The 15407-nt window shown below is 65.0% G+C and carries 13 protein-coding genes; 9 read left to right on the plus strand and 4 right to left on the minus strand.

Annotated elements, in window-relative coordinates:
- Position 1: 1 nt before the first annotated feature.
- Positions 2-1204: a CaiB/BaiF CoA-transferase family protein gene (locus EPO50_RS19555; protein WP_296346688.1), complete on the minus strand. Its 1203-nt coding sequence runs from the start codon at positions 1202-1204 to the stop codon at positions 2-4.
- A 171-nt stretch (positions 1205-1375) separates the two neighbouring features.
- On the opposite strand from EPO50_RS19555, the gene EPO50_RS19560 reads away from it, so the two are divergent.
- On the plus strand, positions 1376-2224 hold the full coding sequence (locus tag EPO50_RS19560; RefSeq protein WP_296346689.1) for an alpha/beta fold hydrolase: 849 nt from the start codon (positions 1376-1378) through the stop codon (positions 2222-2224).
- Here the strand turns inward: EPO50_RS19560 and EPO50_RS19565 are convergent.
- Genes EPO50_RS19565 through EPO50_RS19575 form a run of 3 tightly spaced genes read right to left on the minus strand, consistent with a single transcriptional unit; the run spans position 2191 to position 4445 of the window.
- Complete coding sequence (locus EPO50_RS19565) at positions 2191-2877, minus strand: DUF2848 domain-containing protein (RefSeq protein WP_296346690.1); 687 nt, start codon at positions 2875-2877, stop codon at positions 2191-2193. The genes EPO50_RS19560 and EPO50_RS19565 overlap by 34 nt on opposite strands.
- Before the next feature lie 2 nt (positions 2878-2879).
- Entirely contained in the window at positions 2880-3680 is an 801-nt protein-coding gene (locus tag EPO50_RS19570) for a putative hydro-lyase (protein ID WP_367268054.1), read from the minus strand.
- A gap of 9 nt (positions 3681-3689) precedes the next feature.
- On the minus strand, positions 3690-4445 hold the full coding sequence (locus EPO50_RS19575; RefSeq protein WP_296346691.1) for an SDR family NAD(P)-dependent oxidoreductase: 756 nt from the start codon (positions 4443-4445) through the stop codon (positions 3690-3692).
- A gap of 505 nt (positions 4446-4950) precedes the next feature.
- Here EPO50_RS19575 and EPO50_RS19580 point away from each other — a divergent pair.
- From EPO50_RS19580 to EPO50_RS19615, 8 genes are all read left to right on the plus strand, one after another.
- Positions 4951-6909: a protein kinase gene (locus EPO50_RS19580; protein ID WP_296346692.1), complete on the plus strand. Its 1959-nt coding sequence runs from the start codon at positions 4951-4953 to the stop codon at positions 6907-6909.
- A 54-nt stretch (positions 6910-6963) separates the two neighbouring features.
- A complete protein-coding gene (locus tag EPO50_RS19585) occupies positions 6964-7551 on the plus strand; it encodes an ANTAR domain-containing response regulator (RefSeq protein ID WP_296346693.1) in 588 nt (195 codons plus the stop codon).
- Between the two features lie 238 nt (positions 7552-7789).
- Positions 7790-9019, plus strand: coding sequence for a CmpA/NrtA family ABC transporter substrate-binding protein (locus tag EPO50_RS19590; protein ID WP_296346694.1), 1230 nt, complete (start codon positions 7790-7792; stop codon positions 9017-9019).
- Entirely contained in the window at positions 9009-10325 is a 1317-nt protein-coding gene (locus EPO50_RS19595) for a CmpA/NrtA family ABC transporter substrate-binding protein (protein WP_296346695.1), read from the plus strand. Before EPO50_RS19590 ends, EPO50_RS19595 begins: the two co-directional genes overlap by 11 nt.
- Complete coding sequence (ntrB, locus tag EPO50_RS19600) at positions 10325-11230, plus strand: nitrate ABC transporter permease (RefSeq protein WP_296346696.1); 906 nt, start codon at positions 10325-10327, stop codon at positions 11228-11230. Before EPO50_RS19595 ends, ntrB begins: the two co-directional genes overlap by 1 nt.
- An 11-nt stretch (positions 11231-11241) precedes the next feature.
- Positions 11242-12045 (plus strand): ABC transporter ATP-binding protein, encoded by an 804-nt coding sequence (locus tag EPO50_RS19605; protein WP_296346697.1) that lies wholly within the window; start codon positions 11242-11244, stop codon positions 12043-12045.
- 8 nt (positions 12046-12053) lie between these two features.
- Positions 12054-13838, plus strand: a complete 1785-nt coding sequence (locus tag EPO50_RS19610; RefSeq protein WP_296346698.1) for a NirA family protein — start codon at positions 12054-12056, stop codon at positions 13836-13838.
- Positions 13835-15406 carry a sulfite reductase subunit alpha gene (locus EPO50_RS19615; RefSeq protein WP_296346699.1) on the plus strand — a complete coding sequence of 524 codons (1572 nt, stop codon included), beginning with the start codon at positions 13835-13837 and terminating at the stop codon, positions 15404-15406. The genes EPO50_RS19610 and EPO50_RS19615 overlap by 4 nt, the downstream gene beginning before the upstream one ends.
- The last annotated feature ends 1 nt before the right edge of the window (position 15407 follow it).

A 15407-nucleotide genomic window follows, 5' to 3' on the forward strand; every position in this document is an offset into this window, starting at 1 on the left:
GTCAGTCCGCGGCCTTGACCGCCGGCGCCGGTGCGCGCACGCCGCCGCGCGACAACAGCGCATCGACGTCGCCGGCGCTATAGCCCAGCTCGCGCAGGATATCCGGGCCGTCCTCGCCGATATGCGGCGCATGCTGCTGCGGCGCATGCTGCGAGGCCGGCGGCAGGCCGGCGATGTTGGCGACCGGCATGCGGCCGAAGCCATCCTGGTCGATCCAGTCGAGGGCGCCCGATTCCTTGACGTGCGGGTGATCGAGATAGTCCTGGTAGTTGTTCACCCGCTCGCAGAACACGTCTTTGGGCTGCAGGATCGCGATCCACTCCTCGGTGGTCTTGCTGGGCATCGTCTCGTTCAGCGCCTTGATGATCTTGGGCGCGTTCTTGATGCGATCCTCGTGGCTCTGCAGGTCGGGATCGTTGGCGATGTCGTCGCGGCCGATCAGCTCGAACAGCAGGCGGAAATGGTGCGGCCGCATGGCGCTCACCATGATGTAGCCGTTCTTCGATTTGTAGCTGCCGGCCGGCATGTAGAGCACCGGCGGCGCGCCCTTGGAGAACACCCACTCCATCAGCTTGGCGCCCTGGAAGGCAGCGGCAGCCTTCATCAGGCTGGAATCGATGTAGGAGCCCTCGTTGTAGCGGAACTGGCGCATCAGGGCGGTCGACAGGGCCTGGAAGGTATAGAGGCCGGTCGTAACGTCGACGGCGATCATACCCTGACGCCAGGGCGTGCCGTCAGGCATCTTGTTCATCACCATCATGCCGCTGAAGGCCTGGATCAGCCCGTCGACCGTGGGACGCTTGCTGTAGGGGCCGGTCTGGCCGAAGCCCGACACCGAGCAGTAGATCACGCTCGGATTCAGCTTCTTCATCTCCTCGTAGCCGAAGCCCAGCCGCGAGATGACGCCCGGTCGGAAGCTTTCCATGATCACATGGGCCTTGGCCGCGATCTTCTTCACCACGGCGACCCCGTCCGGCGACTTGAGATCCAGCGCGATCGAGCGCTTGCCACGGTTGAAGGCGACGGAGTGGGCGCAGTGATCACCCTTCAGCTCGCCCAGGGCGCGACCCCAGTCACCTTCCGGTGGCTCGATCTTGATGACGTCCGCGCCATGCAGCGCCAGCAGCATGGAGGCGTGCGGCCCCGCAATGCCCTGCGTGAAATCGAGTACGGTAATGCCGTCGAAAGCGCCCTTGATCGTCACTGAATCCTCCCGAGGGCGCTGAACGTACGTTTACCGGTACCGATCATGCAAGGCCGGCTCTGCAGACAAGCCATGCATGAAGAAAAGTTACGTAAATTCGCAGGCAAGCTCGTTTGAGACCTGCGGCGCGGGCGCGCAGATAGGTGCAGTTGCACTTATTGGGAGTTTGCCATGGCGACGCTTCCCCTGCCCATCGCGGCCCTTGCCGCCGCGAGCTACCTCGCACCCACCCTGGTCGCACCATTCTTCCGGCGAATGATGCTCACGCCGCGGCGTCATGTGCGGCCGCCGCCGGTACTGGCTGTTCCCGAGGCCGACACGCGCATTGATCTCGGGAACGGGCTGGTCGCTTGGCGTTGGGGCGATCCGGCGATCCCCACTGTCCTGCTGGTCCACGGCTTTGAAGGCAATCGCGCCCAGTTCGGCGCGATCCTCGAGGCGTTGCTCGCACGCGGCCTGTCCGTCGTGGCGCTCGATGTGCCCGCTCATGGCGAGTCGGTGGGCGATGAGCTGACGGCCGTGAAGTTCATTGCCGCCATCGAACGCACGCTCGACCGTATTGGACCCGTCCATGCCGTGGTCGGCCATTCGATGGGCGGAGCGATGAGCCTGTTCTCCATCGCCCACCGCGGTGGAGCGCGTCGCGTGGCCCTGGTCTCGGCGCCTTCGTCGCTCAAGCGCGAGCTGCAGCGGTTCGCGAAGATGGTCGGCCTCTCCAAACGCGGCGCGCGGGCGTTCATCGCCTCCGTCGAGAAGCATGTCGGCCGGCCGGCTGCCGACTTCGACGTCCGTCACATCGTGGGCAAAGTGAATTTGCCGGTGTTGATGATCCACGATCAAACCGACCGGCAGGTGCCGGTGGCCGAAGCCGCGCGGTCCGCGCACATGCTGCCGGACGCAGAGCTGATCGTGACACGTGGGCTCGGGCACAATCGGCTGCTCGCCGATCCCGCCGTCGTGACGGCCATCGTCGATTTCGTCTCGCGTCAGGAAATGACCGGCAGCGCCTCGATCTCGTAGGCGTGGCTGATCTTGCGGCCGAGGACAGGGTCGTCGAGCTCCATCTCGAAGCGCGATGACGACCGAATGGCGCCGATCGCCGGCATGGTGCCGCAGAACATGACGGCGCCCATCGGCAGGCGCTTCTCGTCCTTCCAACCGAAGATCAGCTCGCGAGGATCGCGGATCTTGGCGAGCGGTCCTTCCTGGTAGAGGACCTTCTTGCCGTCTTCCTGGATGAAGCTGCGCAACATCAGCCTGTCCCAGTGCGGCTCGACTTCCTCGAAACGCCAGGCGATGCGGCCAATCGGCTTGGCGCACATCTGCTTGGAGACGGCGATGCCATAGCTCTCGACCTTGCGGTCGGTATGGTCGGCACCGACCGTGACCCAGAGCCGATTGTCAGCGCCCACCAGTACGGGCTCGACCTCGCCGGAGCTGTCGTCGCCAAGAACCTGGATGCGGTCGGCCTGCGTCAGCATCTGCGCCGCGGCCCGATAATAGATCGGTACGCGCGACGGCGGCTGCACGCCGATCGCCTTCAGCTCCTCGATATGATGATTGAGCGCCGTCACATCGCGGCCGGTCCAGCCGGCGATGACCAAATCCTTGATGTCGACAGCGACCTTTTCGATCGCGCCTTTGGCGTGGCCGTCGAATTCCAGCCGCGCCATCGTCAGAGAATGGCGAGGCGCGAGTTCAGCAGATCGGTCACCAGCATGTAGCCCGGTGCATGGGTGATGCAGAACTCAGGCTTCACTGTCGCCACGACTGACTGCGGAGTGACGCCGCAGGCCCAGAAGACCGGCAGCTCGTCGTCGTGCACCGGCACGCCGTCGCCGTAGTCGGGCTTGGCGATGTCCTTGATGCCGATCATCTCGGGCTTGCCGAGATGGACGGGGGCGCCATGAACCGACGGGAAGCGCGTCGTCACCTGCACGGCACGGATCGCATCGGCCGGTTTGAAGGGCCGCATCGAGACGACCATCGGCCCGTGGAACGGTCCGGCTGGCGCGCATTCGATGTTGGTGCGGAACATCGGGACGTTGCTGTTGCAGGTCTGGTGCCGCAGCTCCAGCCCGTTCTCGATCAGCGCTTCCTCGAAGGAGAAGGAGCAGCCCAGCACGAAGGACACGAGATCGTCGCGCCATACCTTCTTGAGGTCGGTTACCTCTTCGACCAACTCGCCCTTCTTCCAGACGCGGTAGAGCGGGATGTCGGTGCGGATGTCGAGATCCTCGCCCAACGTCGGCAAGCGCCAGTCACCGGGCTCGGACTGGCCGAGCAGGGGACAGGGCTTGGGGTTGAGCATGCAGAAGCGCGTGAAGTCCGCGGCGAGTTCCTTCGGCAGGATCGCGAGATTGCCCTGCACAAAACCCGGCGCCATGCCCGATGTCGGCAGGCGATGGCCGCCGACACGGATACGGCGGCGCGCGTCACGGCCGGTTTCGCCTTTGAGATTGGTCATCGTGTCCATGACGAACTCCTATACGTGCTGGCCGCCGTTGATCTGGATCTCGGCGCCGGAAACGTAGCTCGATCCCTTCTCGCAGAGGAAGTGGATCACGTCGGCAACTTCGTCCGGCGTGCCGAGACGGCGCATCGGAATCTGCTCCTCGACGATCTTCTCGGTGCCCGGCGACAGGATCGCCGTATCGATCTCGCCCGGCGCGATCGCGTTCACGCGAATGCCGCGCGGGCCGAAGTCATGGCTCATCTCGCGGGTCAGCGCCGCAAGCGCTGCCTTCGAGGTGGCATAGGCCGATCCCGCAAAGGGGTGCACGCGGCTGCCGGCGATCGACGTCACGTTGACGACGCAACCCTTAGCCGCCGACAGCTCGTTCATCAGGCCACGCGCCAGAGCGACAGGTGCGAAGAAATTGACGTTGAAGACCTGGCGCCAGAGATCGAACGGCGTGTCGATGGCGCCGAGTCGCGTGCCGCCCGGCCCCTTGGGCGAGATGGCCGCATTGTTCACCAGCGCATCGAGCCTGCCGCCGGCAAGCCGCGTACGGATCTGCTCGATGCCGCGACCGATATCGACCGGATCGGCGAGATCGAGCTGGACGTGATTCTCGCCACCGCTCGGCCAGGGGCAGAGCGCGCTGAAGGGTTGACGCGAGATGGTGACGACCCGCCAGCCACTGGCGCTGAATTTCTTCACCGTCGCGTGGCCGATGCCGCGGCTCGCGCCGGTCAGCACCAGGGTCCGAACATTGTCGCGAGAAAGAGGTGCATTCATGGGGGCGATCCTACTCTGCCTTGCGCGTCAGTTCGCGGTCGATGTTGCGACCTCGTGTTTCGCAAACGGTCGCGACCTATGGTGTGTTCGCCTGAAACTATCACATCATCTATTAAGTCATTGTGATTCCGAGATTTTTATTGAAACATGAACACAATTCGGCCTATATTTCTGCAGGTTTGGTCCAATTTTCGGGCCGCCCGGTCACCCGGGTTCCGACCGCGCTATTTTGTTGAAGCTATTTTGGAGTGGTCCGCCATGCCGGACGATCGCCGGGCGTCTGCGCCCAGCCCTTATCTGCGAACCAGGCCCGCGACCATGCTCACCGCACTTGGTCTCTGTCTTTTGGTCATGATCATGCAACTTGTCCCGGAAGCCCGTGATTCGGTCAGCCGTATGTCCACGGCCGGGTCGATCAGCACGCGATAGTCGCAGCCGGTTCGATTGTGGGCGCTTGTGCAAGCGCTCGGGAACGCGCATCTAGGGGCCAAGGTTGCGCGTGCCCATGACAGCAGAACATGAACAAGCCCTGCCGGTCGGCACGCGACTAGGTGATTATCGCCTGGATGCGGTGATCGGCCATGGCGGCTTTGGAATTACTTATCGAGCGTTCGACACGCAGCTCGCGAAGTTCGTCGCCATCAAGGAATACCTGCCGGTCGAGTTCGCCATGCGCCGCCCCGACGGCCAGGTCGTGCCGCGGGGATCGCGTTTTGCCGACGACTTCGCCTGGGGTCGCGAGCGCTTCCTCGACGAGGCGCGGGCGCTGGCGCGCTTCCGCCATGTCCATATCGTGCCGGTGCTGCGTTACTTCGAAGCCAACGGCACGGCCTACACCGTCATGGAGTTCGAGGACGGCAGCAGCGTGGCGCAGCTCCTGCGTCAGCCGAACCGCCGTCTGCAGCCCGACGAAGTACGTCGTCTCGCCGACGGGTTGTTGGCGGGGTTGGGCGCTGTCCATGCCCAGGGGTTCCTGCACCGCGACATCAAGCCGTCGAACATCATCGTGCGCCGCGATGGCGTGCCGATCCTGATCGACTTCGGCGCGGCCCGGCAGGCGATGGGCGGCCGGACGCGCACCCTCACGGGCATCCTGACGCCGCAGTATGCGCCGATCGAACAGTATGCACTCGACAGCAAGCAGGGACCGTGGAGTGACATCTACTCGGCGGCGGCCGTGCTGCATCATGCCATCGCAGGCTTTCCGCCGCCGGATGCAGCCAGCCGCGTCGGCACCGATCCTTACCGGCCGCTCGCCGTGACGCAGGCCGATCGCTTCGACTCAACACTTTTGGCGGCTGTCGATCGTGGACTTGTCTTCGCGCCGGACCAGCGGCCGCAGACGATCGAGGCTTGGCGCTTTCTGTTCGGCACGGCGCTGCCCATCGTCGAAGACGCACCGACCGAGCGCTTGCCTGGCGCGGCTCAAGCGGTCCAGTCGAATGGACCACGCCTCGGTGGCGTCAGCCGTAGCAACGATGAGCACCTTCCTCTGCCGAGTGCAGGCACTGTGAGCACGATGGAGCCGCCGGCGCGACGGTCGCGTGTCGGCATGGGGCTTACCCTGGTCTTCGTTGCGCTCGCTGCGGTCGGATTGTGGAGGTTCCAGCCTCAGATTCGCGAGCTCATTGCGGGCGCTCCAAAGGTCGAGACGCAAGCCGAGCAGCCGGCTCCCATTCCCATCGGCCAGTCGAGCGAGGCAGCGCAGCCCGTCACGCCCGACCCGACACCGACGCCCACACCGGCTCCAACTCCTGCGCCCACACCTACACCGACTCCAACGACACCGCAGACCAACCCTGCCAGCGCGGCACAGAAGGCGCTGATCGATCAGGCGCAGCGGGCAGCTACCGAGGCTCGGGCGGTGTTCGAGCGCGCCGACGAAGCCTCCAAGGCCGCCCGTGCGATGGCTGGCGAGGCGCGCATCGCTGCCGCCCGCGCCGCGCGGCCCGATCTCGAAAACAGCGAACGCCTAACTTACGACGGCGGGGCGAACTATGTCGGTCAGGTCGCGAACGGCAAGCGCCAGGGGCTCGGCGTCGCCGAGCTTGGCAACGGCGAGCGGCAGGCGGGCGAATGGGCCGATGATCGTCTGAGCGGTCTCGGCACCGTGCGACTTGCCGATGACACGCGCTACTCCGGTCAATGGCGCAATGGTCAATCAACCGGCCTCGGCGTGCGCGAGAAGCCGGGCGCCGAGCGAGCCGAGGGCAACTTCGTTGCCGGCCGGCTCGAAGGGCTGGCCGTACGCCGCACGCTCACCGATCCGAACACCGTGCAGGGCGGCGAGTTTCACGCCGACCTGCTAGAAGGACGGGGCGTCGAGCGCGTTGGCGAGCGCGAACGCTACGAAGGCGGCTTCAAGGGTGGCAAGCGCAATGGCTACGGCCAGGTCACCGACGCGAGCGGCAAGATGCAATCGGGCCGGTGGGCCGACGGAAAGCTCGTCGAATCAGCCCCTTAGTCGTGATGGCACGGAAGTTGCGCCCCGCGAGGCAACAGCTCTCTAGCCATCGCCGTGACGAAGCCACTGTCCGTCCTACTGATCGATGACAATCCCGCCCGCGCCGAGATCGTGCAGGCGGGCTTGCGCGATGCCGGCTACGTTCTGCTGGAGCGCCTCGACGGCACCTACGATCTTTCTGCGCGCGTCGGCGCACTGAAGCCCGACATCATCGTCGTCAGCATCGACAGTCCCAGCCGAGACGCTATCGAGGATCTGCGCCGCACCACCGAACGCCAGCCGCGGCCGATCGCGCTGTTCGCCGATCGCTCCGATCCGGCAACGATTGCCGCAGCGATGGAGGCAGGCGTTTCCGCTTATGTCGTGAAGGGGCTGGCGAAGGACAGAGTGCAGCCGGTGGTCGACGTGGCGGTCGCGCACTTCAATCGCTACCACGCCATGCGGGAAGAATTGGATCGTGCGCGCCTGTCGCTGGTCGAGCGCAAGACGGTCGATCGCGCCAAGGGCCTGCTGATGGAGCAGAAGGGCATCGGCGAGGACGCGGCCTACAAGCTGCTCCGCAAGCTCGCCATGGAGCAGAACAAGCGGATCGGCGAAGTCGCCCAGGACATCCTGACCTACGCCAAAGCGCTGAAGCCCTGAGGTGGCAACCCTGCCTGAGGAGCGGTCATGCTGCACATGCGAGCATCAACCCGTCCGTTACACCGTGTCGATAGCCAGCCAGTAAGCCGCAAATAATGGGCAAAAGGCGCTTGGCACGCTTCCTGCTGCACTGCAGGAACGGCGGGCCAATGGCGGTTCGCTCCTAGGACAACGGCGTCCTGCTCGGTCGGCTTCTTGCCGGCTGAACCGACGTCCTTTGTTCCTGGAGTTGTGTGCCGTGCATCATCTCGAGCGACCGAAAGTGACAGTGGGGTTCATCCCCCTGATCGACTGCGCGCCCGTGCTGTTCGCCGAGGTCCTGGGCCTCTACGAGCGCCATGGTCTCGATGTCGAGCTGCGTCGCGAGGTCTCCTGGTCGAACATTCGCGACAAGGTCGCGCTCGGCCTGCTCGACGCCGCGCACATGCTTTCGCCGATGCCGCTGGCCACCACACTCGGCATCGACAGCGTCAACGTGCCGATGATCGCGGCCATGACGCTGCACCTCAACGGCAACTCGATCACGCTGTCCAACGCGCTCTGGCGAGAGATCGAAGAAACCGCTCCTGACCTTGTCGGCGACGGGCTGGCAGCGAATGGCCCGCTCGATGCGCGGGCGCTGGCGGCGGCAATCGCCCGGCGTCGCGAACTTGGCAAGCCGGTCGTCACCCTTGCTTCGGTCTTTACTTTCTCATCGCACAATCACCTGCTGCGCCTGTGGCTTGCCTCGGGCGGCATCGATCCGGATCGCGACGTACGGCTCACCGTCGTACCGCCACCTCACATGGTCGCGCATCTCTCCGGCGGCACGATCGATGGCTACTGCGTCGGTGAACCGTGGAACCAACAATCGGCGACGCTGGGCATTGGCCGCATCGCCGCGACGAGCCGCCAGATTTGGGACTCGATGCCCGAGAAAGTGCTGGGCACGACTGAAGCCTGGGCGCAGCGCAATCCCAAGACGCTGATCGCGCTGGTGAAGGCCATTGTCGAAGCCGGAGCCTGGCTCGACGAACCGGCGAATCGACCCGAGGCCGCCCGCGTGCTCGCGAGCCCGCGCTATCTCAACGTACCGGCCGAGGTGATCGCGCGGTCGTTGAGCCTGCCGGACTTTCACGTCTTCCATCGCCAGCTCGCCAACTTCCCCTGGCGTAGCCATGCCGACTGGTACCTGGCGCAGATGGTGCGCTGGGGGCAGGTGGCGCAACGCGACGACCTGCGCGCCGTCGCCGACCGCGTGTTCCGCAGCGATATCTATCGCGCCGCCGCCAGCGAGCTTGGCCTGCCGTGCCCACTCAGCGACCGCAAGGTCGAGGGCGCACACAGTGATCCGTGGATCCTGCCCACCAACGGCGCGCCAGTCGCTATGGGCCCGGACCGGTTTCTCGATGGGTCGGTGTTCGACCCTAAGTCGGACAACAAGACATCAACGACCTTCAAGCAGCAGGAGAGCAACCATGGCGACTAGGGGTGGCCGCGCGGGCGGTTTGGGACGGCGCGGGTTCGTCAAGAAGGTGGGTGGGCTGGCGGCGACGGCGGCCTTGATGAGCGCGGCGCGTGCCGCGTTTCCGGCCGGTGCTTTCGCACAATCGGCAGGGCCTGAGACCAACAAGGTGACGCTGGGCTTCATCGCGCTCACCGACTCCTCGCCCCTGATCGTGGCCAAGGAAAAAAAGCTGTTCGACAAGTACGGCATCACCGACGCCAACGTCGCCAAGCAAGCCTCGTGGGGCACGACGCGCGATAATATCGTGCTGGGCTCTGGCTCCGGTGGCATCGACGGTGCGCATATCCTGACGCCGAAGCCGTACCAGATCACGCTTGGCCTCACGACGCCGGAGAACAAGCCGGTGCCGATGTACATCCTGTCGCGGCTGAACACGAACGGTCAGGCGATCTCCGTCGCGAAGGACCTGATGGCGACAGGCGCCAAGCTCGACTGTTCGCCGCTCAAGGAGGCCTTCGCCAAGATGAAGGCCGGCGGCAAGGATCCGAAATGCGCCATGACCTTCCGTGGCGGCACCCACGATCTGTGGATCCGCTACTGGCTGGCCGCCGGTGGCGTCGATCCCGAGAAGGACGTTTCGACCATTGTCGTTCCGCCGCCGCAGATGGTGGCCAACATGAAGGTCGGCAGCATGGAGGCCTTTTGCGTCGGCGAGCCGTGGAACGAGCAGCTCGTCAACCAGGGCATCGGTTACTCCGCCTGCACGACCGGCGATCTCTGGAAGAACCATCCCGAGAAGAGCCTCGGTCTGCGCGCCGATTGGGTCGATAAGAACCCGAAGGCGGCGCTCGCCGTGTTGCAGGCGGTGCTCGAAGCCGCGCAATGGTGCGACAAGCTCGAGAACGCCAAGGAGCTTTCCGAGATCGTCGGCAAGCGTCAGTGGTTCAACTGCCCGCCGGCCGACATCATCAATCGCATCGAAGGCAAGGTGAACTACGGCGACGGCCGCAAGATCGACAATCGCGACCTGTCGATGAAGTTCTGGCGCGACCACGCTTCATATCCGTTCCAGAGCCACGAGCTTTGGTTCCTCACCGAGAATCAGCGCTGGGGCATGATGGCCGCCGACCTCGACACCAAGGCGGTGATCGCCAAGGTCAACCGCGAGGATCTGTGGCGTGAGGCGGCCAAGGCGATCGGCGTGGCGGCGGCCGACATGCCGGCGGGGCCGTCGCGCGGCAAGGAGACCTTCTTCGACGGCAAGGTCTTCGATCCGGCCGATCCTGCGGCCTATCTCACCAGCCTCCAGATCAAGAAGGTGGCGTGATGCCGGCAGCAAGCAAAGCCGTTGCCGTCTCGCCGGCTGCCGCTGTTCCGGTTCCCGGTGCGACCGCCGAGATCGTGACGTTCCGACCGCCGCTGCGGCCGGTACTTGAACGGGTAGGTGAGATGGCGCGCCATGTCGCCGGAATTGTTCTGCCGCCCCTGATCGTGATCGGCCTCAGCCTGTTGGTGTGGCAGCTCCTGTGCTCGGAACCGGGCGCACGTCTGCCGCCGCCGACCAAAGTGGTGTCGGATGCCTGGGATTTCATTGTCGACCCGTTCTACGACAATGGCGGCATCGACAAGGGTGCCTTCTGGCAGATCACTAAGAGTCTCGGCCGTGTCGGCATCGGCTTTAGCTTTGCCGCCGTGGTCGGCGTGGCTTTGGGGGTGCTGATCGGCCAGAGCACCTGGGCGATGCGCGGTCTCGATCCGATCTTCCAGGTCCTGCGCACCGTGCCGCCACTGGCCTGGCTGCCGCTGTCGCTCGCGGGCTTCCGCCACTCCGATCCCTCGGCGCTGTTCGTGATCTTCATCACGTCGATCTGGCCGATCATCATCAACACGTCTGTGGGCGTGCGGAACATTCCGCAGGATTATCGCAATGTCGCGGCGGTCATCCGTCTCTCCTGGTGGGAGGTGTTCTGGAAGATCACCCTGCCGGCGACGGTGCCCTACATCTTCACCGGTCTGCGCATCGGTGTGGGCCTGAGCTGGCTCGCCATTGTCGCGGCCGAGATGCTGATCGGCGGTGTCGGCATCGGCTTCTTCATCTGGGACGCGTGGAACAGCTCGCGCATCTCCGACATCATCGTGGCGCTGGCTTACATCGGCATCGTCGGCTTCCTGCTCGACAAGCTGATCGCCACGATCGGGCACTTCGTCTCACACGGCGTCGCGGCGCAGTAGGAGGACCGGTCATGACCCAGCCCTATCTGAAGTTCGAACAGATCGGCATGCGCTTCCGGCGCGGCCAGATGTCGACGGAAGTGTTGCGCGACATCGATCTGATCATCAACAAGGGCGAGTTCGTCTCGCTGATCGGCCACTCGGGCTGTGGCAAGTCGACCTTGCTGAACATCCTGGGTGGTCTGCTGCAGTCGACCACCGGTGAGGTCTTCCTCGAGGGCAAGGTGGTCGACGAGCCCGGCCCCGACCGCGCCATCGTCTTCCAGAACCATTCGCTGCTGCCGTGGCTCACCGTCTACGGCAACGTCGCCATCGCCGTCGACAAGGTGTTCGGCAAGACGAAGAGCAAGGAAGAACGCCACGACTGGGTCATGCACAATCTCGAACTGGTGCAGATGGCCCAGGCCAAGGACAAGCGGCCGCACGAGGTCTCCGGCGGCATGAAGCAGAGGGTGGGCATCGCGCGCGCGCTCGCCATGCAGCCCAAGGTGCTGCTGATGGACGAGCCATTCGGCGCGCTCGATGCGTTGACGCGTGCTCACTTGCAGGACAGCGTCATGGAAATCCATGCTCGCCTCGGCAACACGGTGATGATGATCACCCACGATGTCGACGAGGCGGTGCTGTTGTCGGATCGCGTGGTGATGATGACCAACGGTCCCTCGGCGACCATCGGCGAAATCCTCGAGATCGGCCTGCCTCGGCCGCGTCGCCGTCTCGAATTGGCGACCGACGCCGAATATGCGCGCTGCCGCGCCGCGGTCCTGGAGTTCCTTTACGCGCGGCATCGCGTGCCGGTGCGCGCCGCAGCCTGATCGGGACCATGAGCGACTTCGACGACCAGCAGAAGCAGTGGCTGCAGGGCTTCGTCAGCGGGATCGAAGCGCGCAAGGCTGCGGATAAGCTCGCCAATCGCACGGCCGGCGGTGGTGCAGCAGGAACGCCGATCGGCCCGGACGCGTTGCAGCACGCGGCGCAGGATCGCGCCGTCGCTGCAGGCGGCAAGTTGGTGGCCGAAGAGATGGCCAAGCGCACCCGCCATCCGCTGGATCGCTGGGACGAAGTCGTTGCTCGTGCCGAGGCTGGCCAGTTTCCCAAAGGCGCCGACGTTCTTCTCACCAAGTATCACGGCCTGTTCTATGTCGCGCCGGCGCAGGACTCCTTCATGTGCCGCCTGCGCATTCCCAACGGCATCGTGAACGCCTGGCAGATGCGTGGCCTGGCCGAGGCCGCGGACTCCTTCGGCGGCGGCTACGCCGACGTGACGACGCGCGCCAACCTGCAGATCCGCGAAATCCCGGCGCGCCATGCCGTCGATCTGCTGCTGGCAGTGCAGGATCTCGGGCTCACGGCGCGCGGCTCGGGCGCCGACAACATTCGCAACATCACCGGCAGCCCGACGGCCGGCATCGACCCGCAGGAGCTTTACGACACGCGGCCGCTCTGCCGCGCCATGCACCACTACATCCTCAATCACCGCGAGATGTACGGCCTGCCGCGCAAGTTCAACATCGCATTCGACGGCGGTGGCAAGGTGCCAGTGCTGGAGGACACGAACGATATCGGCTTCGTCGCGGCCGAGGTCCGGCGCGGCGAGGGGTTCGATCCCGGCATTTACTTTCGCCTGCAGCTCGGCGGCATCACCGGTCATCTCGATTTCGCGTTCGATACGGCGATCCTGCTGAAACCCGAGGAGTGCGTGAGGGTAGCTGGCGCCGTGGTGCGTGCCTTCGCCAGCCACGGCGATCGGACCAACCGTCAGAAGGCCCGCCTGAAATATGTGCTCGACCGCATGGGGCGCGACGCATTTATCGCCGAGGTCGAAAAGGAATACGGCGAGAGGTTGCGGCGGGCGGACGGGGCGGACGTGGCGCCGCGAACACTGGCCGACAAGCACGGCCACATTGGCGTGCATCCCCAGAAGCAGACAGGCTTGAACTATCTCGGCGTGGTGCTGCCGGTCGGCCGGCTTACGACAGCGCAGATGCGCGGTCTCGCCGAAATCGCGGAGCGCTTCGGCAGCGGCACGATCAGGTTCACCGTGTGGCAGAACCTGCTGATCTCCGACGTAGCGGATTGCGATATCGGCGTCTGTGTTGCGGCTCTCGAAGCGCTTGGCCTCAGCGTGGAGGCGAGCGCCATCCGGCGTGGATTGATCGCCTGCACTGGCAACGCCGGCTGCAAGTTCGCAGCCTCCAACACCAAGGGCCATGCGCTGAAGCTTGCGGATTATCTCGAGATGCGGTTGGCCGTTGACACGCCGATCAACATCCATCTCACCGGCTGCCATCACTCCTGCGCCCAACACTATATCGGCGATATCGGCCTGATCGCGGTCAAGGTCGATCGCGGTGAGGAAAGCGTCGAAGGCTACAATGTCTTCATCGGTGGCGGCGCGGCCTCGACGGCCGAGCAGGCGATGGCACGCGAATATGCGACAGCGATTGCCTTCGATGAGCTGCCCTCGCTGCTCGAGAAGCTTTTGGCCGTCTACCTGACGCACCGCGCAGGCTCGCCGGAGTCGTTCTTCGAGTTCTGTCGCCGTCACGAGATCGCTGTGTTGCGCTCTCTCGCAGAGCAGGTGCCGTTGAGGGCGTTGGCGGCATGAACGCGATATCGCCTCTCCCGTCGCTGATCCCGGAGAATGCACCGTTCTCGTCGGAGCAGCGCGCCTGGCTGAATGGCTTCTTCGCGGCCTATCTCGGCGTGAATGGCGGACCCGAGCCGGCTGAAACAGTGGAGCCGGCCGAGCCCGAAGATTTTCCCTGGCACGATCCGACCCTGTCGTTGGCCGAACGCCTGGCGCTGGCGCAGGACAAGAAGCCGGAGCGTCAGCTCATGGCCGCGATGGCGCAGCTCGATTGCGGCCAATGCGGCTATCTTTGCCAGACCTATGCCGAAGCCGTCTGGTCAGGCGCGGAAGCCGATGCCGGCCGCTGCGTTCCCGGCGGCAAGGAGACCCAGCGCAAGCTGAAGGAGCTTTTGGGCACGCTGGAGCCCTTGCGCGACGGCACGGCCGTGGCGGTACCCGCAGTGAAGTCGAGCGGGCCGGTTGGTCAGTCGCGCGATCGGCCTGCGCTTGCGACGCTCGTCGATGCCCATCCGCTCAATCGCAGCGGCTCGGAGAAGGATGTGCGCCATGTCGTGCTCGATCTCTCCGCCACCGACGTCACCTACGAGGCGGGCGATAGCCTCGGCGTGTTCGCCCGCAAAAATCCGGTGCTGGTCCAGGCCGTGCTCGATCGCATCGGCGCCACGGGCGAGGAGATGGTGGCCTTTGATGGCGATGCCCTGCCTCTGCGCCAGGTGTTGCTGAGTAAGGTCGACATCGCGCGGCCCAGCGACGAGTGCATGCTCTTCCTGGCAACGCGCGCCTTCGATGGGGAGGAGGCGTTGAAGCTGCAGACCCTGGCAGCAGGAGAGGGGCCGGCCGATCTCATCGAGGCCGATCTGCTCGACCTGCTGCAGGCCTTCCCCTCGGTCATGCCTTCGCTGCCCGGCCTGCTGAAGTCGCTCGATCGCCTGCAGCCGCGTCTCTACTCGATCGCGTCTTCCTCGAAGGCCCATCCGCGCGAGGTCCACCTCACCGTGTCGGCGGTACGCTGGGACAGTAACGAGCGCATGCGCACCGGCATCGGCTCCTGCTACCTCGCCGATTTCGCCAAGCCGGGCGATGTCATTCCGGTCTTCGTACAGAAGAGCCATGGTTTTGCGCCGCCAGCCGATGATGGCGCGCCGGCGATCATGGTCGGGCCGGGCACGGGCATCGCGCCGTTTCGCGCCTTCCTCGAAGAGCGCGAGGCGCGCAGTGCCAAGGGCCGCAACTGGCTGTTCTTCGGCGACCAGAAGCGGACGACGGATTTCCTCTACGAGGACCAGATCATCGACTGGCAGCGCCGTGGCCTGCTCTCGCGTCTCGACCTCGCTTTCTCGCGCGATCAGGCCGAAAAGATCTACGTACAGACGCGCATGCGCGAGAATGCTGGTGAGCTCTGGGCGTGGCTGGAGCAGGGCGCGCACTTCTATGTCTGTGGTGATGCCAAGCGTATGGCGAGCGATGTCGAGAAAGCGCTGCTCGATATCGCGGTCGGTCCGGGCGGCAAGAGCCCGGCCGAAGCCAAAGCCTGGCTCGACGGCCTCGTCAAAGCCGGCCGGTACCAGCGCGATGTCTACTGAG

The organism is Reyranella sp. (assembly GCF_004297405.1).
In the GTDB taxonomy this organism is placed as follows: domain Bacteria; phylum Pseudomonadota; class Alphaproteobacteria; order Reyranellales; family Reyranellaceae; genus Reyranella.